Annotated in this window: 20 protein-coding genes and 3 tRNA genes; 4 read left to right on the top strand and 19 right to left on the bottom strand. The window is 58.6% G+C overall.

Annotation, left to right across the window (positions count from 1 at the left end; genetic code table 11):
* Positions 1-18: 18 nt before the first annotated feature.
* From rpoB to ABQ278_RS10245, 5 genes are all read right to left on the bottom strand, one after another.
* Positions 19-4092 (bottom strand): DNA-directed RNA polymerase subunit beta, encoded by a 4074-nt coding sequence (rpoB, locus tag ABQ278_RS10225; protein ID WP_349319505.1) that lies wholly within the window; start codon positions 4090-4092, stop codon positions 19-21.
* Between the two features lie 433 nt (positions 4093-4525).
* On the bottom strand, positions 4526-4909 hold the full coding sequence (gene rplL, locus ABQ278_RS10230) for a 50S ribosomal protein L7/L12 (RefSeq protein ID WP_018080322.1): 384 nt from the start codon (positions 4907-4909) through the stop codon (positions 4526-4528).
* Between the two features lie 51 nt (positions 4910-4960).
* On the bottom strand, positions 4961-5473 hold the full coding sequence (rplJ, locus tag ABQ278_RS10235) for a 50S ribosomal protein L10 (protein WP_349319506.1): 513 nt from the start codon (positions 5471-5473) through the stop codon (positions 4961-4963).
* A 376-nt stretch (positions 5474-5849) separates the two neighbouring features.
* A complete protein-coding gene (locus tag ABQ278_RS10240) occupies positions 5850-6092 on the bottom strand; it encodes a DUF1272 domain-containing protein (RefSeq protein ID WP_349322141.1) in 243 nt (80 codons plus the stop codon).
* Positions 6092-6484, bottom strand: a complete 393-nt coding sequence (locus ABQ278_RS10245) for a rhodanese-like domain-containing protein (protein WP_349319507.1) — start codon at positions 6482-6484, stop codon at positions 6092-6094. Before ABQ278_RS10245 ends, ABQ278_RS10240 begins: the two co-directional genes overlap by 1 nt.
* Positions 6485-6547: 63 nt before the next feature.
* Between ABQ278_RS10245 and ABQ278_RS10250 the strand changes: the two genes are divergently transcribed.
* Positions 6548-6874: a hypothetical protein gene (locus ABQ278_RS10250; RefSeq protein WP_349319508.1), complete on the top strand. Its 327-nt coding sequence runs from the start codon at positions 6548-6550 to the stop codon at positions 6872-6874.
* Positions 6855-7541 carry a helix-turn-helix domain-containing protein gene (locus ABQ278_RS10255; protein ID WP_349319509.1) on the top strand — a complete coding sequence of 229 codons (687 nt, stop codon included), beginning with the start codon at positions 6855-6857 and terminating at the stop codon, positions 7539-7541. The genes ABQ278_RS10250 and ABQ278_RS10255 overlap by 20 nt, the downstream gene beginning before the upstream one ends.
* Here ABQ278_RS10255 and ABQ278_RS10260 read toward each other — a convergent pair.
* The 3 genes from ABQ278_RS10260 to rplK all read right to left on the bottom strand — a co-directional run bounded on the left by ABQ278_RS10260 (position 7538) and on the right by rplK (position 10170).
* Positions 7538-8476: a hypothetical protein gene (locus tag ABQ278_RS10260; protein WP_349319510.1), complete on the bottom strand. Its 939-nt coding sequence runs from the start codon at positions 8474-8476 to the stop codon at positions 7538-7540. The two genes, ABQ278_RS10255 and ABQ278_RS10260, sit on opposite strands and share 4 nt — an antisense overlap.
* Positions 8477-9053: 577 nt before the next feature.
* Positions 9054-9740, bottom strand: a complete 687-nt coding sequence (gene rplA, locus ABQ278_RS10265) for a 50S ribosomal protein L1 (protein WP_349319511.1) — start codon at positions 9738-9740, stop codon at positions 9054-9056.
* Position 9741: 1 nt separating this feature from the next.
* The gene (gene rplK / locus ABQ278_RS10270) at positions 9742-10170 is read right to left on the bottom strand and encodes a 50S ribosomal protein L11 (protein ID WP_018080329.1); all 429 of its coding nucleotides are present in this window, start codon (positions 10168-10170) and stop codon (positions 9742-9744) included.
* Positions 10171-10472: 302 nt separating this feature from the next.
* Between rplK and ABQ278_RS10275 the strand changes: the two genes are divergently transcribed.
* Positions 10473-13265 (top strand): pitrilysin family protein, encoded by a 2793-nt coding sequence (locus ABQ278_RS10275; RefSeq protein WP_349322142.1) that lies wholly within the window; start codon positions 10473-10475, stop codon positions 13263-13265.
* A gap of 57 nt (positions 13266-13322) precedes the next feature.
* Here ABQ278_RS10275 and nusG read toward each other — a convergent pair whose 3' ends face one another.
* The 8 genes from nusG to ABQ278_RS10315 all read right to left on the bottom strand — a co-directional run bounded on the left by nusG (position 13323) and on the right by ABQ278_RS10315 (position 21859).
* The gene (gene nusG, locus ABQ278_RS10280) at positions 13323-13901 is read right to left on the bottom strand and encodes a transcription termination/antitermination protein NusG (protein WP_349319512.1); all 579 of its coding nucleotides are present in this window, start codon (positions 13899-13901) and stop codon (positions 13323-13325) included.
* Between the two features lie 12 nt (positions 13902-13913).
* On the bottom strand, positions 13914-14231 hold the full coding sequence (gene secE / locus ABQ278_RS10285) for a preprotein translocase subunit SecE (protein WP_162149114.1): 318 nt from the start codon (positions 14229-14231) through the stop codon (positions 13914-13916).
* Between the two features lie 161 nt (positions 14232-14392).
* Positions 14393-14468: transfer RNA gene (locus tag ABQ278_RS10290), tRNA-Trp, on the bottom strand.
* A 161-nt stretch (positions 14469-14629) separates the two neighbouring features.
* The gene (locus ABQ278_RS10295; protein WP_349319513.1) at positions 14630-15835 is read right to left on the bottom strand and encodes an endo-1,4-beta-xylanase; all 1206 of its coding nucleotides are present in this window, start codon (positions 15833-15835) and stop codon (positions 14630-14632) included.
* 84 nt (positions 15836-15919) lie between these two features.
* Entirely contained in the window at positions 15920-17716 is a 1797-nt protein-coding gene (locus ABQ278_RS10300) for a DUF3857 domain-containing protein (protein WP_349319514.1), read from the bottom strand.
* A 401-nt stretch (positions 17717-18117) separates the two neighbouring features.
* On the bottom strand, positions 18118-18954 hold the full coding sequence (locus ABQ278_RS10305) for a GIN domain-containing protein (RefSeq protein ID WP_349319515.1): 837 nt from the start codon (positions 18952-18954) through the stop codon (positions 18118-18120).
* Positions 18955-19105: 151 nt separating this feature from the next.
* A complete protein-coding gene (locus tag ABQ278_RS10310) occupies positions 19106-21307 on the bottom strand; it encodes a DPP IV N-terminal domain-containing protein (RefSeq protein ID WP_349322143.1) in 2202 nt (733 codons plus the stop codon).
* A gap of 195 nt (positions 21308-21502) precedes the next feature.
* The gene (locus tag ABQ278_RS10315; protein ID WP_349319516.1) at positions 21503-21859 is read right to left on the bottom strand and encodes a YbaN family protein; all 357 of its coding nucleotides are present in this window, start codon (positions 21857-21859) and stop codon (positions 21503-21505) included.
* Between the two features lie 155 nt (positions 21860-22014).
* On the opposite strand from ABQ278_RS10315, the gene ABQ278_RS10320 reads away from it, so the two are divergent.
* Positions 22015-22896, top strand: a complete 882-nt coding sequence (locus ABQ278_RS10320; protein WP_349319517.1) for a hypothetical protein — start codon at positions 22015-22017, stop codon at positions 22894-22896.
* Between the two features lie 148 nt (positions 22897-23044).
* Here ABQ278_RS10320 and tuf read toward each other — a convergent pair whose 3' ends face one another.
* The 3 genes from tuf to ABQ278_RS10335 all read right to left on the bottom strand — a co-directional run bounded on the left by tuf (position 23045) and on the right by ABQ278_RS10335 (position 24552).
* Positions 23045-24235, bottom strand: coding sequence for an elongation factor Tu (tuf, locus tag ABQ278_RS10325; protein WP_349319518.1), 1191 nt, complete (start codon positions 24233-24235; stop codon positions 23045-23047).
* Positions 24236-24306: 71 nt separating this feature from the next.
* Positions 24307-24380: transfer RNA gene (locus ABQ278_RS10330), tRNA-Gly, on the bottom strand.
* Between the two features lie 88 nt (positions 24381-24468).
* Positions 24469-24552 (bottom strand) — tRNA-Tyr (locus ABQ278_RS10335).
* Between the last annotated feature and the right edge of the window lie 259 nt (positions 24553-24811).

Genomic DNA, 24811 nt, shown 5'->3' on the forward strand with positions numbered 1-24811 from the left:
CTTGCCCCCTCGCCGTCCTTATGTCGTCCCGTTTTCCAGCTCGACGTTCAGACCCAAGGAACGCATTTCCTTGATCAGCACGTTGAAGCTTTCCGGGATACCGGCCTCGAAGCTGTCGTCGCCGCGGACGATCGCTTCGTAAACCTTGGTGCGGCCCGCCACGTCGTCGGACTTGACGGTGAGCATTTCCTGCAGGGTGTAGGCTGCGCCGTAAGCTTCCAGAGCCCAGACTTCCATTTCCCCGAAGCGCTGACCACCGAACTGCGCCTTACCACCCAGCGGCTGCTGGGTAACGAGCGAGTATGGCCCGATGGAACGGGCGTGGATCTTGTCGTCGACCAGGTGGTGCAGCTTGAGCATGTAGATGATGCCCACGGTGACCGGACGCTTGAACTGCTCACCCGTCAGACCATCGTACAGGATCGACTGACCGGAACGATCGAGACCGGCAAACTCAAGCATGTCCTCGATGTCGTTGATGTGGGCACCGTCAAAGACCGGTGTCGCAATCGGCACGCCGCGCGACAGGTTCTTCGCCAGGTCGATCAGGTCTTCTTCCTCTTCCGGAAGCTCCTGATCGGGACCGTAAACGCCACGCAGGTGATCGATCAGCGCCTGCTTCTGGCCGCCGTTCTGCCAGTCTTCGAGCAGAGCCGCGATTTGCAGACCGATGTTGTGACAGGCCCAGCCCAGGTGGGTTTCGAAGATCTGACCGACGTTCATGCGCGAAGGCACGCCCAGCGGGTTCAGAACGATATCGACGTGCTCACCATCGGCGAGGAACGGCATGTCTTCGACCGGGAGGATCTTGGAGATAACCCCCTTGTTGCCGTGACGGCCGGCCATCTTGTCGCCCGGTTGCAGCTTGCGCTTCACCGCCACGAACACCTTGACCATCTTCATGACGCCTGGGGGCAGTTCGTCGCCGCGTTGCAGCTTCTCGACCTTGTCCTCGAAGCGGCGGTCGAGACGCTTGCGGGCGTCTTCGAACTGGCGCTTCATGGCTTCCTGCTCGGACATGATCTTCTCGTCTTCGAGAGCGATCTGCCACCACAGGCCCTTGGACACTTCGGCCAGCTTTTCCTCGGTCACTTCACCGCGGCCCATACCCTTAGGTCCGGAGATGGCGACCTTGCCCAGCAGGATTTCCTTCAGGCGGCCGTAGATATTGCGTTCCAGGATCGACAGTTCGTCATCGCGGTCCTTGCCGAGGCGTTCGATTTCGGCGCGCTCTATAGCCTGGGCGCGTTCATCCTTTTCAACGCCGTGACGGTTGAACACACGCACTTCGACGATCGTACCGGCAACGCCGGGCGGCAGGCGGAGCGAGGTGTCGCGGACGTCGGAAGCCTTTTCACCGAAGATGGCGCGCAGGAGCTTTTCTTCCGGCGTCATCGGGCTTTCACCCTTCGGGGTCACCTTGCCGACCAGGATATCGCCCGGCTGGACTTCGGCGCCGATGGCCACAATGCCGGCTTCGTCGAGGTTGCGCAGGGCTTCTTCGCCGACGTTCGGGATGTCGCGGGTGATTTCTTCTGGCCCAAGCTTGGTGTCGCGGGCCATGACTTCAAACTCTTCCAGGTGGATAGAGGTGAAGATGTCATCACGCACGATGCGCTCGGAGATCAGGATCGAGTCTTCGAAGTTGTAACCGTTCCACGGCATGAACGCGACGCGGACGTTGCGGCCAAGCGCCAGATCGCCAAGATCGGTCGAGGGACCGTCTGCGATGATATCGCCGGCCTGCACCTTGTCGCCGACGCGGACGATAGGGCGCTGGTTGATACAGGTGTTCTGGTTGGAACGCTGGAACTTCGACAGGCGATAGATATCGACGCCCGGCTTGTTCGCATCGGCTTCTTCGGTGGCGCGGACAACGATACGCGTACCGTCGATCTGCTCGACCACACCGGTGCGGCGGGCCGCAACGGTGGCGCCGGAATCGCGAGCCACGACTTCTTCCATACCTGTGCCGACGAAAGGCGCATCGGCCTTCACCAGCGGCACGGCCTGACGCTGCATGTTCGAGCCCATGAGGGCGCGGTTGGCGTCGTCGTTTTCAAGGAACGGGATCAGCGCGGCGGCGACCGACACAACCTGCTTCGGCGACACGTCCATATAGTCGACGGTGGCGGACATTTGCAGACCGGGTTCGCCGTTGACACGCCCCTGAACCAGATCGTCAACGATGTGGCCATCCTTCAGGGTGATGTTGGCCTGAGCGATGACGTGCTTCGACTCTTCCATGGCCGACATATAAACGACCTCTTCCTGCGTCTGGCCGTCGATCACCTTGCGGTAAGGCGATTCAATGAAGCCATACTTGTTGACGCGGGCGTGGGTGGCCAGGGAGTTGATCAGACCAATGTTCGGGCCTTCCGGCGTTTCAATCGGGCAGATACGGCCGTAGTGCGTCGGGTGAACGTCGCGGACTTCAAAGCCGGCGCGCTCACGCGTCAGACCACCAGGTCCCAAGGCCGACAGGCGGCGCTTGTGGGTGATTTCCGACAGCGGGTTGGTCTGGTCCATGAACTGCGAGAGTTGCGACGAACCGAAGAATTCACGCACCGCAGCCGCTGCCGGCTTGGCGTTGATCAGGTCGTGCGGCATGACGGTGTCGATATCGACCGACGACATGCGCTCCTTGATGGCGCGCTCCATACGCAGCAGGCCGACGCGGTACTGGTTTTCCAGCAGTTCGCCGACGGAGCGGACGCGACGGTTACCGAGGTTGTCGATATCGTCGATTTCGCCACGGCCATCACGCAGACCGACCAGGATCTTGAGGATCTGGAGGATGTCGTCCTTGCGCAGCACGCGCACGTCATCCGCCACGTTCTCTTCAAGACGCATGTTCATCTTGACGCGACCAACGGCCGACAGGTCGTAGCGCTCCATGTCGAAGAACAGCGAGTTGAACATCGCTTCAGCGGCTTCGATCGTGGGCGGCTCGCCCGGACGCATGACGCGGTAGATGTCGAACAGAGCATCTTCACGGCTGCTGTTCTTGTCGACGCGCAGGGTGGAGCGCATGTAAGGCCCGACGGTGACGTGGTCGATATCGAGCACGTCGACGGTCGTGAAGCCCTGCTCGGCCAGAACGTTGATCGAGGCGGCGTCGAGTTCGTCACCGGCTTCGGCGTAGATTTCGCCGGTGGTGAAGTTGACAGCGTCGCGGGCCAGGTAACGGCCGACCAGCGCATCGGCGGCCAGCAGCAGTGACTTGACGGTGTCGCCCAGCTTCTTGGCGGTACGGGCGGAGATCTTGGTGCCGGCAACCGCGATCACTTCGCCGGTATCGGCGTCGATCAGGTCGAATTCCGGCTTCACACCGCGCCAGCGCTCAGGCTTGTAAGGCGTGACCCAGCCGCCTTCGCGCTTTTCGTAAGGCACGACATCGTAGAACGTCGTGAGGATTTCTTCGCCGTCCATGCCCAGGGCATAGAGGAAGGACGAGGCCGGCAGCTTGCGGCGACGGTCGATACGGACGTAGACGACGTCCTTGGCATCGAACTCGAAGTCGAGCCACGAACCACGGTAAGGAATGACGCGGGCGCCGAACAGGAGCTTGCCCGAGGAGTGGGTCTTGCCCTTGTCGTGATCGAAGAAGACGCCCGGCGAACGGTGCATCTGCGAAACGATGACGCGCTCGGTGCCGTTGACGACGAAGGTACCCTTGTCGGTCATGAGCGGGATATCGCCCATATAGACGTCTTGTTCCTTGATGTCCTTTACCGAACGAGCGCCGGTTTCTTCATCGGATTCAAACACGATCAAGCGGAGCTTGACCTTCAGCGGCGCAGCATAGGTGATGTCGCGCTGGATGCACTCTTCCACATCGTACTTGGGCTCTTCGAACTCATACGACACGTATTCCAGCGTGGCGCGTTCGTTGAAGTCCTTCACCGGGAACACCGATTTGAACACAGCTTCCAAACCGTCATCGATACGGTTGGCCGGACGGACATCGCGCTGCAGGAACTGCTCATACGATGAGCGCTGCACCTCGATGAGGTTCGGCATCTGGATAGCTTCGGGGATACGGCCGAATGACTTACGGATCCGCTTCTTCTGGGTGAACGATAAGGCCATCGTTTTTCCTTGGCGTCATGGACGCTAAAATATGTGGTCGATATGCAGTTAGACTGCGGGGGCTTCAAGGTTTGGGTTTTGTCCCATTTCCGGGGACGAAAAATTTGCCTTGCGCCTGCTCTTTTTTAGTCGCCATTTTCCGTAGAAAAATTAGACCAAAGACGCTGTAAGTGATCCATCTGTTCGGATCAGTCCCTTCGCCGGCAGAAAGAGCATAAGGCCGGCATGCGGGCCCCGTTCAAAGCGCAATACGCCTTAAGGGGGAGCGTCACGTACCCCGTTTACCCCCATCTGTAAAGGGGCAAGGCTGAATTATTTTGAAAGAGTCAAGCAGGAATTGCCTGATGCTTATTCTTGGGCCTCGAAACACATAAAAACAGGCCCGGAAGCGAACTTCCGGGCCTGTTCTTTTAAATTCTGGCAAACGCCAAAATTACTTCACTTCGACCTTGGCGCCGGCGTCTTCAAGCTTCTTCTTGATGTCGGCAGCTTCTTGCTTCGAAATGTTTTCCTTCACGACGGCAGGAGCGCCTTCGACCAGGTCCTTAGCTTCCTTCAGGCCCAAATCGGCACGGATGCCACGGATTTCCTTGATCACGTTGATCTTCTTGTCGCCGCCATCAACGATGGTGACGGTGAATTCGGTTTGCTCTTCAGCAGCTTCGGCAGGAGCAGCAGCAGCGCCACCGGCGGCAGCAACGGCAACCGGAGCAGCGGCGGAAACGCCCCACTTTTCTTCGAGCATCTTGGAGAGCTCAGCGGCTTCCAGAACGGACAGAGCCGACAGGTCGGCAACCAATTGGTCTAACTTGGACATGTGATTTCCTTAAAAGGTTTAGAGTTGGATATGTGTAATGAATGAGTTTGTTTAAGCGGCTTTGTCTGAGTAGGCCTTGACCACGCGGGCCAATTGACCAGCCGGCGCCACCAGGATACCGGCGATCTTGGTCGCAGGTGCCTGAAGCAGGCCGACAAGCTTGCCGCGCAGTTCGTCGAGCGACGGAAGCGTGGCCAGAGCCTTGACGCCGTCAGCCGTGAGAACTTCCGTACCGAACAGACCGCCAATGATCTTGAGCTTGTCATTTTCTTTGGCGTATTGGGCCGAAATTTTCGCAGCGGTAACCGGATCAGCCGAATAGACCAGAGCGACAGGGCCTTTGAAGAGGGCATCGCCCTTTTCACCAGCCGAGCCAGCCAGGGCCTTTTGAGCCAGACGGTTCTTAAACACCTTCAGCACGGCGCCTTCTTTACGAAGACGGGTACGAAGATCAGACATTTCCACAAAGGTCATACCCGTATACTGGGTAACAACCACGGTGGCGTTATCGGCGAAGACGCTCTTGAGCTCCTCGATCAACTCAGCCTTTTTTGCGCGGTCCATTGCTGGCCTCCATGGGGTGACGTCTCCCGGGGAAATCCGGAAAGACAAAACAAATGACATAAGCCCCTGAGGAAATCCCCAAACGCTATAGTCGCTGTCGAGATGAGATGCTGATCACCCAAAGGCACCAGACTTCCACACTTAAGGAAAGACAGGTAAACTTCGATGGCGTTTCGCGTCCCGTCTAATTTCGAAACCTGAGGGCTCTCAGATATTATGACCAGGCGACCCCTGATCGTCGAAAGTCTCGGACAGAACGACATTAAAGTTGCGCTACCGCTTCGCTGCCTGAGCGCTGTTAGGCGTCCAGGTCCTCGAAGCCGGAGTACGCTTCTCCAAGCCGAGGTGCGCCCTTTACAAGCAAAGCTGTCGTAAATCAAGGGGCGAGAAGCGATTTGTTGCCCCTGCGCTGCGTCGAGGCCGGATAAAGCACAAGCTTTCCCGCCGGACGAATGGGACGGCGCTCGAAGCCGCCACCGCAGTTCGGACAGGCGCCCTGCAATATAGCTTCCACGCAGGCGCTGCAAAAGGTGCATTCAAACGTACAGATCATGGCGTCGCGTGCGTCGGGCGGAAGATCCCTGTCGCAGCCCTCGCAATTCGGACGCAGCTCCAGCATCACGCGCTTTCCGCAAAGGCAAAGCCCTCGTCGGCCCAGCCGGTCAGTCCGCCGATCATCAGCTTTGCACGACGCCCGAGTTTGGCCAGTTTCAGCATGGCCTGATCGGCGCCGTTACAATGCGGTCCGGCGCAATAGACGACAAACAGTTTATCGCCTGGCCATTTTGCCAGAGCTGCCTCCGAAAGCTGGCGATGCGGCAAATGATGCGCACCGGGGATATGGCGGCGGTTGAAGGCTTCGAGTGTGCCCACGGCATGAAGCAGAACGAAATCGGTCACGCCTTGTGACAGGGCGGCATGAACATCGGCGCAATCGGTCTCCATGGCCAGTCTGGCGCTGTAGACGGTGATGACATCTTCGGGTGTGGCGGCGGGATAGGTGGTTGGCATGGTAAAGTCTCCTGTTGACGCTTCACCATGCCATCGGTGGATTGTCGCTTGAAGATGGCGTAAATGACAACTATAAAACAGATCATGCCAAAGACACCCGCACTCAATCGCAAAGTCGCCCTCCTCGCCTTTGATGGCATGCCTCTGTTCGAGTTCAGCATTGCCGTCGAACTGTTCGGGCTTGACCGCCCTGAAATGGGCTCCGACTGGTATAGCTTTCAAGTTGCAAGCCTTGAAAGAGCGCCGGCGCGCACCACGGCCGGTATTCGCGTGGCGGTCGATGCGGGACTGGAAGCTTTCGCTGACGCCGGCACGGTCATCATCCCGGGCTGGCCGGTCGATCGCCCTGTGCCCGTCGAACTGACTTCAGATGCTGCTCTCGGCCCATAAACGCGGCGCCCGTATCCTGACCATCTGTTCAGGCGTCTATGTGCTGGCGGCCAGCGGTCTGCTGACCGGCAAACGCGCCACCACGCACTGGAAATACACCGATCACGTCAAGACCGCCTATCCCGATATCCAGGTCGTCCCCGATGTGCTCTATGTCGATGAGGGGCAGATTCTGACCTCGGCCGGCAGCGCTGCTGGTATCGACCTGTGCCTGCACCTGATCCGCCGCGATTTCGGTCCGGTGGCCGCCAATAAGGTGGCGCGTCGCCTGGTCGTGCCGCCGCACCGCGATGGTGGTCAGGCCCAGTTCATCGAGCGCAGCGTGCCGACTGATTATGAAAGTGGCCGGCTTGGCCCCCTGCTCGATCATATGCGTGAAAACCTGCATCAGGAACACCGCATCCCCGATCTCGCCCGCCGCGCCGGCATGAGCGAGCGCACTTTCCTGCGCCGCTTCAGCGAAGCCACCGGCATGACGCCGGCCAAGTGGCTGCTGCATGTGCGGCTATGCGAAGCGCGCGATCATCTGGAAACCAGCGATGTCAGTATCGAGCGCATCGCCGAGCATACCGGCTTCGGCACACCGACCAATCTGCGCCATCATTTCCGCGAACAGATGGGCACGACGCCCACGGCCTACCGACAAACCTTCAGCCGCGCCTCCTAAGCTTCCGCCTTTTTGCGTGCCGACGCGGCGACCCTGGCCAGAGCGTCTTCGTTGAGGACGCCCATGCGGATGAGATCGGCCTCGCCCGCCTTGCCGACGATATCGAAGATCGTTTTTTGCTCTTCAGGGGTAAAGTAGGTGCTGCCGCGTCCTGATACCCCTTTGTTGATGCGAACGGCTTCCTTATCGATCATGCTCAGCGCCAGCGCCTTGCGGATGTCGTCTTCCGAATAGTGGTTCTTCGGATCAACGTGGCGCGCCATTCGTGCCAGCACCATCTGGGGCTCGTCTTTGAGTTCTTCATAGGTCAGCCATAGCGGAGGGCGCTTGCCCTGGGCGCGACATTCGCGGTCATAGCGCAGCCATTGACCATAGAAGCGCGCATACCACAGCGACACATAATGGACCACACTGTAGCGACGCTCATCAGAGGACATTTCACGAAACGGCTTGCCATTGGTAATAATAGAATCATCGATAAAAACGTCGGGATCCATCTCCATATCATCGGTCATATTGATGCTGCTGATCAGGGTATCAAGAATATCACGCGATGACAGAACCACCGGAATGTCGAAGGCTTCCAGCATGTCGGTGACATGACGATTGGGATAGACATGCAGGTGCATGACCGCCGCAGACGGACGCGGCGTTTGCATGATATGCTGGCTGAGCACAGTGGGGAAATAAAGATCGCGCGCCTGATCCAGATTGGCATACGAGCCGCGTGACAGATAACTCTGGTAATTGTTGCTCATCAGGTGGAGCAAGGCGGTGCGCATGAAGGTGCCGCCAACCTTTGGCGGAAACGCCAGCACGACCTGGCGATTATGGCTGGCGGTCGTGCGAATGATGTCCTTGACCTGCGGCAGCATCTCACCCGTTCCGCTCGGAACGGACAGCATCACCTTGTAGATGGCTTCATAGACGGACATGTCAGCCCCTAGCCTGCGCTTACATAAATAAGAGAGCCAGACGATGGGCTGATTCTGATGAGACTTCGAGCGCGGATGCAGATTTTATGATTATAGCAGAACTTTGCGGTTCAGAGTAAATAATGACAAAACAGGCATATTGTGACGCAGTTTACACAAACCGCCCAGGAGTTTGCTGTTTTCAGGTGATGGATACTAAAAAGGGGAAGGTGCGCCTACACCCTCCCCCACATTACCTGAGCTGCGGCAACCCGGAGAGGAAGTTCACTCAGATAAACCCTGCGTTTCAAATATAGAATTGAAACTATCTAGCATCGCCTAAATTATAGATGTCGTGAAAACTAAAAAAGACAACAACGTTATCCAAAGGCGAAATATCGTGATCTAAAAATGCTATAAATGCTTATTCAAGTCGAGTGAATTAAAAGTAATATTGCACACGTCTTTTTTGCAAAGACCTGCAAATTTGAACACTCGCTTTGATTTAGAAATCTCTTCGGCATAGAAAAAGCCGCCTCCGACGGATCGGAAGCGGCTTTCAAATGTTTACAACAGGTCGCCCCGTCGCAAGATCAGCTTAGGAAGCGGAGGCCGTATCGACCTTCACGCCCGGGCCCATCGTCGAAGACAGAGCGATCTTCTTGACGTACATGCCCTTGGCGCCCGACGGACGCGCCTTGACCAGCGCATCAACAAGAGCCTTGACGTTCAGTTCGAGGGCTTCGGTGGTGAAGCTCACCTTGCCGACGCCGACGTGAACGATACCGGCCTTTTCGACACGGAACTCAACGGCGCCGCCCTTGGCGTCCTTGACGGCCTGAGCCACGTTCGGGGTCACGGTGCCAACCTTCGGGTTCGGCATCAGGCCACGGGGACCAAGCACCTTACCGAGGCGACCAACCAGGGCCATCATGTCCGGGGACGCGATGACGCGGTCGAAATCCATGAAGCCGCCCATGATCTTTTCGACCAGGTCTTCGGCACCAACGACTTCAGCGCCAGCAGCGAGAGCTTCTTCAGCTTTCTTGTCCTTGGCGAACACGGCGACGCGAACGTCCTTGCCGGTGCCGGACGGCAGGTTGACAACGCCACGGACCTGCTGGTCAGCGTGACGTGGGTCAACGCCCAGATTGATGGAGATTTCAACGGTTTCGTCGAACTTCGCCTTGGCGTTGGCCTTAACCACGCCGAGGGCTTCGGTCAGACCGTAGGACTTGTTGACGTCGACATTCCAGGCTTGAATGCGTTTTGCAGTTTTGGTCATATTAATCCACCACCTTCAGGCCCATGGAACGTGCCGAACCCTCAATGATCAGGGTGGCGGCGTCCAGGTCGATTGCGCTCAAATCCTTCATCTTCTTTTCGGCGATATCGCGCAGCTGACCGCGCGTGATCGAACCGGCGACTTCGCGGCCGGGAAGCTTCGAACCGGACTTCAGGTTCAGGGCTTGCTTGATGAAGAAGGTCGCCGGCGGCGTCTTCGTGACGAAGGTAAAGGACTTGTCCTGATAGACCGTGATGATGGTCGGCAGGGGCGTACCCTTTTCCACGTTTTCGGTACGGGCGTTGAATTCCTTACAGAAACCCATGATGTTAACGCCGCGTTGGCCCAGTGCAGGACCGATGGGGGGCGAAGGCGTGGCAGAGCCGGCCTTCACCTGGAGCTTGATATAGCCCAGGATTTTCTTAGCCATTAGATATCTCCTAGAGTGCCAAGGAAAGGCACATTGTGAGCCGTGGTGTGGATCTCTCCTCCCACGGTTTTATCCTCGTTGTGATACGAAGAGCGGGCGCTATAGCGGGTTTGATACCGCTTGGCAAGCCATCCCCTTGCAAGATAAGGCCAAATCTTATCCGCACTTGGGTCTTTACATATATCGCGGGCATGAGAATAGTTCCACTCTCAACCTTCACCAGCAGGCAAGACATGACGAAATCCAGGCTTATGACCAACCTATCCCGCTCGCCCCTTGCCTGGCCCATAGCCGCCCTGCTGATGGCGGCTATACCGGCCACGGTCACGGCGCAAGCGGCGCCCGCGACAGCGCCGATAAACGTGCCGGCCATCCCTTACACAACACGCACCTTGCCAAACGGCTTGAAGGTCTTCTATTCGCGCGACACCACGACGCCCAACGTCACCATTCAGATGTGGTATGGCGTCGGCTCCAAGGACGATCCCAACGGTCGCTCAGGTTTCGCCCACCTGTTCGAACACCTGATGTTCAAGGCGACCCGCGACATGCCTCCCGAAAGTCTGGACCGCCTGACCGAGGACGTCGGCGGTAACAACAATGCCTCGACCTGGGATGATCTCACCAATTATTTTGAAACGGTGCCCGCCCAGCATCTGGAGCGTCTTCTGTGGGCGGAATCGCAACGCCTTGGCGCCTTGGTGGTTGATCAGGCCAATTTCGTCTCCGAGCGCGATGTGGTGAAGGAAGAACTGCGCCAGGGGGTGCTGGCCCAGCCCTATGGCCGCCTGTTCTCCTTGTATATTCCGCAATATTCTTACGCTGTGCATCCTTACAAGCGCCCCGGCATCGGCTCGATCGAAGAACTGGACGCGGCGACGATAGATGATGTGCGCGCTTTCCACGCCACCTATTATCGCCCGGATAACGCCGCCCTGATCGTGGTTGGCAATTTCGACGAAAGCCAGCTCAATCTCTGGATCGATCAGTATCTCGGCAAGTTGAAAAACCCGTCGACGCCCCTGCCCCGCGTCACGACGGTGGAACCGGAACGTACAGCCGCCAAAACCGTCACCACCTATGGTCCCAACGTCCCTCTGCCCGCCGTGGTTATGACCTGGCTTGGACCTAAGGCTTCCGACAAGGATGCCGCCGCCGTGAAGGTGCTCAATGCCATCATGTCCAGCGGCAAGTCTTCGCGGCTCTATAACAGCCTCGTCTACGACAAGCAGGTCGCCACTGAAGTGCTGTCAAACGGCGACATGTCGGCGCAGGGCGGTCTGATCTATTTCGGCGCCATCATGTCGGATGGCAAGGCACCCGCCGAAGGCGAAGCCTTGCTGGCCGCCCAGATCGCTGAACTGCGTGATAAGCCCGTATCCGCCAGCGAACTCGAAGAGGCCAAGACGGAACTCATCGCCGCCGCTGTGCGCAATCGTGAAAGCATCGATGATCGCGCGTTTGCACTTGGCGCCGCCCTGCTGATTGAGGGTGACGCCGCCCGCGCCAATAGCGCCGTCGCCGAACTGTCGGCGGTGACGGCCGCCGATGTTCAGGCGGCCGCGCGTAAATATCTGGCGGCCAACCGCTCGACCACCATTCGCTATCTTTCGGAGTCCGAGCGCCCGAAGGGAGAAACAGAAGCAACGCCGATCGTTCCGACAGTCGCCAGTGTCAAGTTTACCGGCGAGGTCTATGCCCTGCGTCCCGCCGACCAACGTGAGGCGATGCCGCCACTTGGCAAGGCCGTCGACCCGGTACTGCCGGTGCCAAGCGAACAGGTTTTGCCCAATGGCCTCAAGGTCATTGTCGCCCATAGTTCCGATCTGCCGCTGGTCGCGGTGCGACTGCTGGCCAAGGCGGGCGCTTCGTCCGACCCGGCCGGCAAGGGCGGAACCGCCAGCCTGATGGCCAATGTCATAACCGAAGGTACCGCTACCCGTTCGTCGCAGGACATCGCGGTGCAAAGCGAGGCGCTCGGCACCGAGCTTTCGGCCGGTTCAGACTGGGAGTTATCATCGCTGCGCCTCAATGTCGTGAAGACGAACCTGGTGCCGGCCCTCGATATCATGGCCGACGTCGCCCAACACCCGGCCTTCAGCGCCGAGGAGATCGAGCGGGTACGCACGCAAACGCTCGATGACCTGAAAGTCAATTATCAACGCCCCAGTACCCTGGCGGGCTATATTTCCGCCCCGGTGCTCTACGCCGGCACGCCGATGGGACACGTCATCGGCGGCACACCGAATTCCCTGCCGAAGATCGGGCGTGACGACCTCGTGCGCTTCCATGACTCGGCCTGGCGTCCGGATAATGCCGTGCTTGTGTTGACCGGCGATATCACGCCGGAGGAAGGGTTCGCGCTCGCCCGCAAGACCTTTGGCGACTGGAAAGCACCCGCCGGCGCCGCACGGACCGCGCCGGCCGTCACCCCGACCGCCGCACCGCGCGATCTCATCATCGATCTGCCAGGCACCGGCCAGGCGGCGGTTTTCGTCGCCAAAACAGCCATTTCACGCAAGGCCGTCGACTACTATCCCGGACTGGTGGCAAATACGGTGCTCGGCGGTGGTTATTCAGCGCGCCTCAATCAGGAAATCCGCATCAAGAGAGGGCTTTCCTATGGCGCAAGTTCGGGCCTGTCGCCACGCCAAACCACTGGTGGTTTCACGGCGGCCACTCAGACCAAGAACAAATCGGCAGCCGAGGTGGTGGGCCTGATCAAGACCGAGATGACGCGTCTGGGGAGCGAGCCTGTCGGGGCGGACGAGATGACGGCGCGCAAATCGGTGCTGATGGGTGGCTATGGCCGCGCCTTAAGCAGCGCTGACGGACTGGCCAATGTGCTGGGCGACCTGGCCTTCTACGGTATCGATCTGACCGAAATCCAGCGCTATACGGCCAAGGTTACGGCTGTCACGCCGGCACAGGTCAGCGCCTTTGCCAAAACCCACCTCGCCCCCGCCGCTGCCAGCGTTATCATCGTCGGGGATCGCAAGAAGATGGGGGACGCCATCGGTACGGCCCTGCCAAAGGCGGAGCTTATTCCGCAAAGCGAACTGGATCTGGACCGACCCGACCTGACGTCAAAATGATAAAAAAAACGCTCCGGAAAACCGGAGCGCTTTTTTTGAAAGATAATCCAGACTGGATTAAACGCCGGTCTTCTCGACCTGAGCGTATTCCAGTTCGACCGGCGTGGCGCGACCGAAGATCGACACCGAAACGCGCAGACGGGCGTGTTCCTGATCGACCAACTCAACAACGCCATCGAACGAGGCAAAGTGGCCGGACGTAATCTTGACCTTTTCGCCGATGTCGAACGACAGGACGGGCTTCGGACGCTCAACCGCGGCGGCCGAGTTGCCAAGGATACGATCGACTTCCTTTTGCGACACCGGCATGGGCTTCGCGCCCGAACCAAGGAAGCCGGTGACCTTCGGCGTGTTCTTGACGAGGTGATAGGCTTCATCGGAAAGCTGCATCTTCACCAGCACGTAGCCGGGGAAGAACTTGCGCTCAGAATTGAATTTGCGGCCACGGCGAATCTCGACGACCTCTTCGGTCGGTACGAGGATTTCCGAGAACTTGTCCTCCAGACCCTGGCTCTTGGCCTGATCGCGCAGCGCCTCAGCCACCTTCTTCTCGAAGTTGGAATAGGCGTGGACGATGTACCACTTGTGGTTCGGGTTGGACGTGACAGCCGTTTCGGCGGGAGCAGGATTTGCCATGTAAGTTAGTCCTTATTGGCCGATTTTGGTGACATAGTTTGTCAGGAAGCCGAGAGCGCCGTCAATAACAAAGAAGAAAACACCGGCCAGCACGACCATGATCAGCACCATCACGGTGGTGATCCAGACTTCCTTGCGCGACGTCCAGGTGATGCGCTTGGCCTCGTTCTGAACTTCCTTGAAGAACTTCGCCGGATTGAAAGGCTTCTTCGGCGTCTTGACCGCATCCGCCGTCGCGGCATTACCACTGGCAGCCGCCGGTGCAATCTTGCCGATCGCGACCTTGCGGCCCGGCTCAACGGTCTTTGTCTTGGTCTCTGGTTTCTTCACCGTCAAAACGCCTATCTTATGTTAGCGCCGCATTGCGCGACTTCCGAACAACAGAAATGAGGCTCGAAAACGAATTTTCAAGCCTCCAAATTATGGGGCCCGCATAGAAGAGTGCACAAAGTCATTTGTACGACACTTTTCGGATGCGTTCCGAAGGAGATTGGCAGGGGCGGAGGGATTCGAACCCACGACATCCGGTTTTGGAGACCGACGCTCTACCAGCTGAACTACACCCCTGCAGTTCTCAAGGAAGACCAGTGCGTAAGCCTTGGCACATCCATGGGAGGCGTGCGGTTTATCAGTGCTTGGGCGAACGTGCAACAGGCAAAGCAGCAATTATTCAGCATTTTTCACAGCAAATCCGGCAGTGCCCCAGGTCATCATGGCCGGCGCTTTGATTACGGCGCAAACGCTGGATCAACGATCGCCCACAAGGCAGACTTAGGATTAGCCGAGGTATCGAACAATAAGGGCCAGTTCGCGCGTGTGACCGGATAGGTATTTAGCCACGTACTCTTGTCCGTTATACCCCACGTCGTCACCGACTTGACGGAGGCATGGGCAGCAAACACCGTAAAGAGTTCGCGGTATTTCAAGGCCTGGGCCTGAAGCGCCGAATTATAGGCCGCCGTGCCCGGCGCAAGCGCTGCCAGACAGGTCGATGGTGTATCAAAGCAACTGCCCGGATCGTTATAGAGCGATACATCCATTTCGGTGATGTGGTTGATCAATCCCTTGGCCTCGACATCGGCCAGGGCGGCTTCGACCTGCGCCGCCGATGGATAACTGATACTGATGTGCATCTGATGCCCAACGCCATCAACAGGCACACCACGATCGATCATGCCCTGAACAATGGTCATCAGACGCCCGCGCTTGCCGGCATCTTCCGTCGAATAGTCATTGATGAACAACTGCACCGCAGGATCAGCGGCGCGGGCTGCATGAAAAGCGTAGTCGATGAAATCAGACCCGAACAGACGATACCACTCCGAGTCACGGTAGGTGCCCGAGGCATCATCGCGCGTTGCCTCGTTGACCACATCCCAGCAATAGACCTTGCCTTTGAAGTGGGTGACCACGTCGGTAATGTAGGTTTCGAGACGTGCCCGCACCAGTGCCTTGTAAGCGGTCATATCCGTGCGGTCGCCATCGAAGAACCACGACGGCGACGTCTGGTGCCACACCAGCGCGTGCCCCCGCACCTCGATTCCATTCGCCTGAGCGAAAGCGATCAGATCATCGGCCGGCGCGAAATTATAAACACCGGGGCTGACGCCGATCGGGCTGGCCTTCATGACGCTCTCGGCGGTGAGGCTGTTGGCGTGCTTGAGCAGAACCGCTTTGGCGCCCGTCTCATTGGCGGTGCCGAAGTCGGCCGCCATGCCGATTTTGAACTTGCCGGCGAAAAAGGTCTTCAGCGCCGGCGCGCTGGCCGGATCGGGCAAGACACGGCCCGGAATTGAGGATGAACTGGAGGCAGAGGAAGACGAACTGCTACCGCCACCGCTGGAACTGCCACCCCCGCCTCCACCGCCGCAGGCCGCGACCAGAGACGAGGCGGCAACCGTAAACAACAGCGACCGGCGGTTAACTGGCGTCATAATCTTCTCCCGTGATCTTATCATGAGGCGCTTGGTGCGCCTCTTGACGCCATGTAAGAAGATTATGTCAGGTGTGTCAAACGCCTACAGTAAACGGGCGATGAGCCAGATGGCGACACCCGCCAGCGGAAGACCGCCCCAGATCGCAGCGCGGGTGATAAAGCCCGGCAGCCATGAGAGCGCCGGTTGCGCCGGCACGCAGATACTCATGCGATCATAGGTGCCAATCTCGCTATAGGCGCGATCCAGCGCCATCTTCTCATCGGCGGAAAGCCACGGCCTGACGACAGTGTAGTCACGTACCGCCTCATAGCCTTCGGCCGTCTGCCGTGGTGTGAAACTGAGGCGAAGCCCGCCGAAATCCCATACCTTCGCTTTTTCGGGCCAGACCAGGGTCAGGCCGGTTTTGATCAGGGTGGTGATCCGGCCTTCGCGGACATCGCCGATATCGAACGGAAAGCGCCGGTGGCCTTCCGGCTCTTCCAGCACATAGTCGAAACCCGATTCCGGACTGAAGAAGACCTTGTCGCCACCGCCTCGGTGCCACGGGTTATCGGTCGTGACCAGGGTGGTAATGGTGATTTCATTGAGGCCGCGATCGTCGATCATCTGCGGGATAGCGCACATGTTCATACCGTAGATATAGCTGAACAGGGCGCAGCGATCCTCGACATAGCTTGTCAGGCTCTGATGGCGCAACTCGCGTCGCACGCCATCGGCGCGGGCACCGCGATAGATGTAGTCGATCTCAATGAGGGTCTCCTCACCCTTCTTTTCGGGCAGATGGATAACCTCTCGAACCTCGTAATCCAGCGCCGGCTGCTTGTCCATCATACGGACCAGGTCGCCGCCCGGCTTGAGGATCAGGGCGTAGCCGAGATCATTCTGCGCCATATGGGCCAGATCGCCGCCCTGCGCCACATCCGACGTGCCCTCGAACCAGTACATGCGCCCTTCGTGAACGCACATGGAGATACAGTGGTTGAAGGACCCCAGCCGCGGCTGGGTGTTGATCAGGTCGAAGCCGCGCTTGGTATCAACCAGGGCCGGCCAGCTTTCCACCCCCATCTTGGTCAGCATGGCCGCGATCATTTTCGACACGTCCTTGCAGTCGCCGATGCGGTCGGCATAGATCTCCTTCAGGGTGCGCGGCACAAAACCGCCCTCCCCGAACGAAAAGGCGAAGTAACGGATGCTTTCCTGCACCCAGCGCACGGCGGCGACAATGCGATCGGCCACCTTGTCGTGATCCGCCTCGATCTGCTGGATGACCGCCAGCAGGCCTTCGGGATAGTTGTTATCGCCCTCAAAGCCGGTGCGCATGACATCGCCGACGCGCGGCCAGTTGTCGATACTGGAGGCATAGGCGCCGCGCACCGGCATCACCCAGCCGGGGCTGTCGAACTCGTAGTCGCACTCACGGATATGCTCGGCCTCGAACAGGATTTCGCTGTAGCCATCGTCCAGTTTGCTGACCTTGGGTTCGGTCCAGCCGAGCGGAAACGGCCGCATATAGATCTGGCGCTGCGGCGGGACCAGCAGGCGGGCGTGGCGCTTGTCCCAGTAGATGACGTTCTGCAACATCACCGGTACCGAAAATTCGCCCTGAAAGCAGGCCGGATCACCGGCAAGCGTCATGGCGGTGTCGATGATATCCCCCACCCGCACGTCCGGCAGGGTGATGGCCATGGTCCAGCGGCCATCGAGCACCAGACGTTCGAAACTGCGCTCGCGGCGCATGACGATATAGCGTGATTTGACGTCGACCTCGATCACCTCATCGCCGCGCAGGATGCGGATATGGTGGATGGTCAGGTCGTCATAATAGGGATTGAACGGCAGAGTGACATTGGCCAGATAGCTCATGGCCGAGAGGTTCACCACCTCTTCGATGGTGCGGTTATAGCGGTGCGGATGCAGATCGAGTCGCGACTGATCATCAACCAGCCAGGTATAGAAACCGTAGGGCGCCTTGGATTGATCGAGCGTGGCCGGGCGCTTGAAATCCTAAATCTTGACCCATGCGGGCTCAGGAGCAAAATGTATGCGCCGCCTGACCTCTTCCTCAAACACGTTTTCCGCCCCCAAAAAACTTCAAGCCCGGCAGAGGGTCGCTCCGCCGGGCTAAATCGTTAACACAGGGGTTAAGCCTGTAAAGGGCTAAAGCAAGGATTTATCCGGTGGGAGAAATTCATTGTTTTTAGCTCAAGCGCCGCTTGGCTCCTCGCATAAGCTCGGACGGGCCTTGCCCTTGCCAAGCTGCATGTTCATGCAGCTTGGAGTTACCATTGACCGACGATGACATTACCCGAGCCCATGATCGACTTCTCGATATTGCCGCTCACCGACCGGACTCGCACATCGCCCGAACCGACGATATTGACCTCAAGCCCCTTCGCTTCACCGCCAAAGCGGACATCACCCGAGCCGGCGATATTGACTTCCATGCTCGGTGCCGTTCCGCTGGCCAGCTTCACATTGCCGGAACCACCGATATTGACCGAGATCGGGCCATTGACCTTATTGATGGCGATATCGCCATTGCCGCCGATATTGGCCTCAAGCGCACCCACCGAGTTGGCGGTAAAGTTGCCAGAACCACCGATATTGACTTCGGCGTCGGCCGTATCGACCAGATTGATGTCGCCGGAACCGCCGATATTGACCTGGGCCTGACCTGCCACACTTGCAATCTGCCAGTTACCGCAACCGCCTTCGCTGAATTCCAGCGTCTTGCTGGCGCCAACCGTGCCGTAGGTGGCGCCGCCGGCCGAGACCTTGGCGTCGAGAGGCACCTTGATATAGACGGTCGGCAGATCGGCATTGGCCACCGGCCCCAGCCCGGCGATCGTCACACCGCCGGCCTTGCAGTTCAGATTGCGGCTTTTTAGCTTGCCATCGGCCACCAGCGTATTGCCCTTGGTGCGCACCATGATGACCGGCACCTTGGCCGTGCCGTAGACGACCTTCAACTCGACATCATCGCGATTTTCCGGCGTCACAACAACGCGGGCGGCGATGTTGGTCAGTTCAACCTCGGTATGGGCCGAAGCAGCATTGGCGGCCATCAGGCCCAGGGCGCAGACCGAAGCGGTGGTGATCAGGGCAAAAGTTTTCATGCTCGCATTCCTTTGTGGTGCCTCCTCTCCGGAAGCTATGAACACATTTTGGTCACAGGGAACGCCGGATACAACTTAATTAGCTGTCATGAAGCGTTTGTAATCTCAGATATGAAAAAGGCGGGCCACTGAAGGACCCGCCTGATATGTTTTACGAACGAGCTTTGAGCTTGCGATTGAAGAAATCAAGCTGCAGCCGGAACTTCTGCAAATTGCGTTCATTGCCCTTGAGGCCGTGCCGCTCGCCCGGATAGAGCATCAGTTCGAACGGTACGCCCTTCTTTTGCAGGGCCGCCATCACCCGTGTCGAGTTGGTGAGTTGCACATTGTCATCGGCCATACCGTGCATCAGCATCAGCGCACCGGGCTTGAGGTTATCGATGCGGTTCAGCACATCGCCGCCGGCATAGCCTTTCGGATTATCCTGCGGCGTCGACATGTAACGCTCGGTGTAGGCGGTATCATAAAGCTGCCATTGCGACGGCGGCGCACCCGCGGCGCCGGCAGCAAACGGCGTATCCTTGGCGGTCATCGCCATCAGCGTCACGAACCCGCCCTGTGACCAGCCGGTGATGCCGATATGGTCAGCATCGACATAGGGCAGGGTTTTCAGCCAGTTGGCACCCATGATCTGATCATCGATATCCGGCCCGCCAAACGACTTGTAGATCGAGCGACCAAACTTGACCGAACGACCGGGGGTGCCGCGGTTATCGAGCGAGAAGACGATATAGCCGGCTTCCTGCCACAGACGCGTGGCCGGCGAGACCCAGGTCTTCTTGACCGTCTTGGCCGCAGGACCACCGTAAATCGACACGATGACCGGATACTTTTTCGCCGGGTCGAAACCGCGCGGCTTGAGGAGGTAGTATTCCAGCTTTTCGCCATCGGCCGCCGTCAGTTCGCCGAATTCCGGCTGGCTGTAGGCGTCCTTGTACGGATAATAGGGATGTTTGGCATCGAGCTTGTTTTCCTCGATCCAGCGCAGGCGCTTGCCCGTGCCATCGTAAAGCGCGCTTTGCGGCGGGGTCTGCGGATCGGAATAGCTGCCGATAAAGGCCGCGCCGCCGCCGGAGACCGAAGCCGCCCACCAGCCGCCGGCCTTTGTCAGGGCCACCGGCTCACCCGGCGTCTTGTAGCTGACCTTGTACAGGCCGTGCTCGATCGGTGTCTCCTTCGAGGCCTCGAAATATAGCTCGCCGGTCTTTTCATTGATATCGGCCAGTTTATCGACCGGCCAGTCGCCATGTGTCACCTGACGGATCAGTTTGCCGTCTGAGCCATAGGAATAGACGTGCTTGTTGCCATCGCGCTCGGACGACCAGATGAAGCTGCCATCGGCCAGCAGACGGAAATCATCGTGCAGTTCAACCCAGGTGTCAGATTCCTCCGACAGGATGACTTTTGAAACGCCAGTCACCGGATCGACCTGAAGCAGGTCCAGCGTGTGCTGGTCGCGGCTCAGGCGCTGAACGTAGAAACTCTTGCCATCCTTTGCCCAGTTGACCCGCGCCAGATAGATATCCGGATTGCTGCCGAGATCCACCTTCACATCGCCGCCGCCAAGCGTCTTGACGTACAGTTCGACCACAGCGTTAGGCTTGCCGGCAAACGGATAACGCTGATCAATAATCTTGACGCCTTCGCCGCCGATCTCGACGCGCTGGGCGATATCGACGCCGCTTTCGTCGGTCTTCTGGTAGACGATCTGGGTCGCCAGCGGGCTCCACCAATAGCCGGTGTGACGATCAAGTTCTTCCTCGGCGATAAACTCGGCCGTAGCGTAGGTAGTCGTGCCCTCGCCCTTCGGCGACAATTGAGTCTCGGTTCCCCCCTTCAGATCCTTGAGGTACAGGGTCTGGTCACGGACAAAGGCGACCGCGCCGCCCTTGGGCGAAAGCTTGGCGTCCACCTCATCCCCGGCGGTTTCGGTCAGGCGGCTGACCTTTTTGCTGGCGCGATCGACGAGATAGATGTCGCCATCGAGCGGCAGCAGGATCGACTGGCTGTTCTCCGACCATTCGTAGGCCACGACGCCACGCGCCGACACGCGCATCCGCTCACGGCGCGACTTCTCGGCCTCGGAAAGCGCCTTGTCCGCCGAGGACAGGCTGTTGGCGTCGACCAAGAGAAACGGCTCGCCGCCCTTCACAGGCACGGCCCACAGGTCCTGAATGTTATGATCGCTATCCTTGGGCTTCAGCCAGGTCAACAGAGTGCCGTCGGGCGATAGCTTGACGCCGCCGGCGCCGGGACCGGAAAGCGCCGGATCGGCGAAAACGCGCTCTGGCGTAAGATAGGCCTGTTGCGCGCTGGCGACTGGTGTCTGCGCCATCGTGGCTCCCGTCATCATGGTGGTGGTCATCAAAAACGATCCCATCAGGATCAGGGGTAAACGGACGAATTTCACAGGCGCGCTCCCAACATAGGCCAAGGCGGCGAAGCTAGTCCGTGCCTGACGCCTGCGTCAAGCGGTTGCAGCCGATACGACCAATTTCCTTTTAGCGTGCGCCGTTTGTTTCCGGATTGTGGTTGCGGATCAGGTTTCTTATTGGGAGGGTCTCGTCAGGATGAAGACGGCGCATAGGGCACAAACCATACCCGGCACGAAAGCCCAATAGCCGTGGTGGCGCATAAGGTAGCCCGACAGGACGGAACTGACCGCCATGGCCGAAACGGCGGCGATCTTGGCGCTTTGGGTGATGGCGCCGCGCTCACGAAAGGCGCGGATCGGCGGGCCGATCTTCGGATGGTTCATGATCTTCGCCTCCCACGCCGGATTGGAGCGCGCGAAGAAAACGGCGGCGATAATGAAAAACACCGTGCTCGGCATGACCGGCAGGAAGGCCCCGACAATGCCCAGCCCGACAAACAACAAACCCGCCAACATGAAAAGTATTCGCATGTGCAAACCATAGCGCCAAACCTGCCCTGCGCCTATAGCCATTTCATCTCCAAACAGAACTTATCGTCGCAGCGAACCGCATGGATTTCTGATCGTGGTGGACTTCATCCTTCGAACAGGCTAACCGCCATATTCCCTCTTTAAAAGGCAAGTGTATGCAAGCGTCAGGGCCGGAACCCTCCTCTCCCCTGGCCAACTCAGACAACGAGTTTCATAAGCTCGATGCCGAGTTGCGCGCGGCCGGCGTCGATACCTCGCAATTCGGTTTTTACGATCAGCCCTCAAGCCTCAATCCGACCAGCTTGCGCGAATCCTATGCGCGCTGGGTGCAGCTTCGTCCGCGTGACGCAGCCTATGAGGCGCATGTGCGAACCGTCGTGCCCAAGCTGTGCGAACTGATCATTTCCGCCTTTGAGGCTGACAACTGGCACGGCGGCTGCGTCGAGGCCTCGACCATGATGGCGCGGATGCTCGACCGGCTTGGCATCTGGAGTTTCAGCGTGATCGGCTCGACCACTTTCGAAGTCCTGCCCCGTGGCCTGTGCTGCGGGTTTTACCGGCACGATTTTCAGGATTTCCAGGATGCCGTTCTGGGCCATGCCTGGGTGGTGATTCCGCCTTATGGTGTAGTGGACGCCACCGTGGCGCTCCAGCAATGGGGCTACGATCCGATCACGCAGTTCCTGCCGGCTTTCGTGGCGGCCGAGAATACCCGCCGCATCTTGCCGCACGTCTCCGATGTGGTGAGTTGGCGGATGCGCAGCCATTTCGATTTCACAGACGGTTATCTCGATGAAGCGCTGCACCTGCGCCTGGAGCCCGACCTGACGAAATTCGGCCTGGATTTCCCGGCTGTGCAGATCGAGGAAGGCCCGCTCAATATGCGCTACGTGCCGCTGCATATCTACATGTCAGACGGCCCGCTGGAAACCATCAATCACGGTGGCGCCATGGGGCGTTCCGGTGGTGATATTTGGGATCAGGTTGTAGAGCCGGTCTTGAGTAAGATTGAAGGCAAAGGGCCGCCGGCCCTTTGATCCCATAACGCGACAGAGATTAATTAGCAGCCTGCAAAACTAAAAAGACCCCCGGCCCTAAAGCCGGAGGTCTCTTTTGGTTTTATCGGTCGTTATCTAACCGCCGTCGTGTATCGGGGTCGAGGGGCCGGCGGCCCCTCGCCTTCAACTATTCCACGATCTTGGCGACTACGCCGGCGCCGACGGTGCGGCCACCTTCACGGATAGCGAAGCGCAGCTTCTCTTCCATGGCGATCGGGGTGATCAGTTCAACGTCCAGCTCGGCGTTATCGCCAGGCATGATCATTTCCACGCCTTCGCGCAGGCGGATGATGCCCGTCACGTCGGTGGTACGGAAGTAGAATTGCGGACGGTAGTTGGTGAAGAACGGCGTGTGACGACCGCCTTCTTCCTTGGTGAGGATGTAGGCTTCAGCCACGAACTTCGTGTGCGGCGTGATCGAGCCGGGCTTGCAGAGAACCTGGCCGCGCTCAACGTCTTCACGCTTGGTGCCGCGCAGCAGAACGCCGACGTTGTCACCAGCTTGACCCTGGTCGAGCAGCTTGCGGAACATTTCAACGCCCGTGCAGGTCGTCTTCTGAACCGGACGAATGCCGACGATTTCGACTTCTTCACCGACCTTAACGATACCGCGCTCGACGCGGCCCGTCACAACCGTACCACGACCCGAGATCGAGAACACGTCTTCGACCGGCATCAGGAACGGCAGGTCAACCGGACGCTCCGGCTGCGGGATGTATTCGTCAACCGTTTGCATCAGAGCCAGGATCGACTGTTCGCCGATTTCCGGGTTCACGCCATCGGTCGCGGCCTTGGCCGAACCCTTGGTGATGGGGATATCGTCGCCGGGGAACTGATAGGACGACAGAAGCTCACGAACTTCCATTTCAACCAGTTCCAGCAGTTCTTCGTCGTCAACAAGGTCAACCTTGTTCATGTAAACGACCAGAGCAGGCACGCCGACCTGACGGGCCAGCAGAATGTGCTCGCGCGTTTGCGGCATCGGGCCGTCAGCGGCCGAAACGACCAGAATCGCGCCGTCCATCTGAGCCGCACCAGTGATCATGTTCTTCACATAGTCGGCGTGGCCCGGGCAATCGACGTGGGCGTAGTGGCGGTTGGCGGTTTCGTATTCGACGTGCGCCGTGTTGATCGTGATGCCGCGGGCCTTTTCTTCTGGCGCAGCGTCGATGTCGGCATAGTTCTTTGCCGTCGCGCCGCCGGACTTGGCAAGCGTGATCGTGATCGCGGCCGTCAAAGTCGTCTTGCCATGGTCAACGTGACCAATGGTGCCGATGTTACAGTGAGGCTTCGAGCGGTTGAATTTTTCCTTGGCCATAGGTCTAAGGCTCCGTATCGCCCAGTCGGGCAAGGGGTTAAAATCAGGTGCCCTTTCGGGCGGTTTGTATTTGGAGCGGGTAGTCGGACTCGAACCGGCATCCTCAGCTTGGAAGGCTGCTGCACTACCTTTGTGCTATACCCGCCCAAAAGGGCTAAAGAATTGCCGCCCAAAGCTTGAGCGCCGCTTCATATCTTGTGATGTGAGGACTGTCTGACAATGACTGTGAGTGATGGTGGGGGAAGCAGGACTCGAACCTGCGAAGCTTACGCAGGGGATTTACAGTCCCCCCCCTTTGCCGCTCGGGACATTCCCCCAAACACTCACAAAGTCATTTGCCGGACGCCTTAAACTCGACCTTTCGAAAAAGGACAAGCCCAAATGTGAAAAAAACTTTTGGATAAATAGGTTTAGCCGTTAAAGGACTGCGCCAGATCATCTAAAAGCCTCTCAAGGCCTCAAATCGGAGCGCGTCTTATAGTGTCCTCTTTTCGTGAACGCAACGACCCCAAAGCCCATAAAGGCAAAAACAGGTCACAAAATTTTGTGGACAGGCCGAAAGCCCCTGCGGGCAAG

The sequence above is a fragment of the Asticcacaulis sp. MM231 genome (assembly GCF_964186625.1).
GTDB lineage: Bacteria > Pseudomonadota > Alphaproteobacteria > Caulobacterales > Caulobacteraceae > Asticcacaulis.

What these genes read in the sequence shown, in the direction of transcription:
- rplK (WP_018080329.1), bottom strand. Translation starts at nt 10,170, where the DNA reads ATGGCTAAGAAAATCCTGGGCTATATCAAGCTCCAGGTGAAGGCCGGC.
- rplL (WP_018080322.1), bottom strand. Translation starts at nt 4,909, where the DNA reads ATGTCCAAGTTAGACCAATTGGTTGCCGACCTGTCGGCTCTGTCCGTT.
- ABQ278_RS10260 (WP_349319510.1), bottom strand. Translation starts at nt 8,476, where the DNA reads ATGTCCGTCTATGAAGCCATCTACAAGGTGATGCTGTCCGTTCCGAGC.
- ABQ278_RS10240 (WP_349322141.1), bottom strand. Translation starts at nt 6,092, where the DNA reads ATGCTGGAGCTGCGTCCGAATTGCGAGGGCTGCGACAGGGATCTTCCG.
- ABQ278_RS10305 (WP_349319515.1), bottom strand. Translation starts at nt 18,954, where the DNA reads ATGAAAACTTTTGCCCTGATCACCACCGCTTCGGTCTGCGCCCTGGGC.
- ABQ278_RS10250 (WP_349319508.1), top strand. Translation starts at nt 6,548, where the DNA reads ATGACAACTATAAAACAGATCATGCCAAAGACACCCGCACTCAATCGC.
- ABQ278_RS10315 (WP_349319516.1), bottom strand. Translation starts at nt 21,859, where the DNA reads ATGCGAATACTTTTCATGTTGGCGGGTTTGTTGTTTGTCGGGCTGGGC.
- ABQ278_RS10245 (WP_349319507.1), bottom strand. Translation starts at nt 6,484, where the DNA reads ATGCCAACCACCTATCCCGCCGCCACACCCGAAGATGTCATCACCGTC.
- ABQ278_RS10320 (WP_349319517.1), top strand. Translation starts at nt 22,015, where the DNA reads ATGCAAGCGTCAGGGCCGGAACCCTCCTCTCCCCTGGCCAACTCAGAC.
- ABQ278_RS10295 (WP_349319513.1), bottom strand. Translation starts at nt 15,835, where the DNA reads ATGACGCCAGTTAACCGCCGGTCGCTGTTGTTTACGGTTGCCGCCTCG.
- nusG (WP_349319512.1), bottom strand. Translation starts at nt 13,901, where the DNA reads ATGGCAAATCCTGCTCCCGCCGAAACGGCTGTCACGTCCAACCCGAAC.
- rpoB (WP_349319505.1), bottom strand. Translation starts at nt 4,092, where the DNA reads ATGGCCTTATCGTTCACCCAGAAGAAGCGGATCCGTAAGTCATTCGGC.
- ABQ278_RS10255 (WP_349319509.1), top strand. Translation starts at nt 6,855, where the DNA reads ATGCTGCTCTCGGCCCATAAACGCGGCGCCCGTATCCTGACCATCTGT.
- ABQ278_RS10275 (WP_349322142.1), top strand. Translation starts at nt 10,473, where the DNA reads ATGGCGGCTATACCGGCCACGGTCACGGCGCAAGCGGCGCCCGCGACA.
- rplA (WP_349319511.1), bottom strand. Translation starts at nt 9,740, where the DNA reads ATGACCAAAACTGCAAAACGCATTCAAGCCTGGAATGTCGACGTCAAC.
- rplJ (WP_349319506.1), bottom strand. Translation starts at nt 5,473, where the DNA reads ATGGACCGCGCAAAAAAGGCTGAGTTGATCGAGGAGCTCAAGAGCGTC.
- ABQ278_RS10310 (WP_349322143.1), bottom strand. Translation starts at nt 21,307, where the DNA reads ATGATGACGGGAGCCACGATGGCGCAGACACCAGTCGCCAGCGCGCAA.
- tuf (WP_349319518.1), bottom strand. Translation starts at nt 24,235, where the DNA reads ATGGCCAAGGAAAAATTCAACCGCTCGAAGCCTCACTGTAACATCGGC.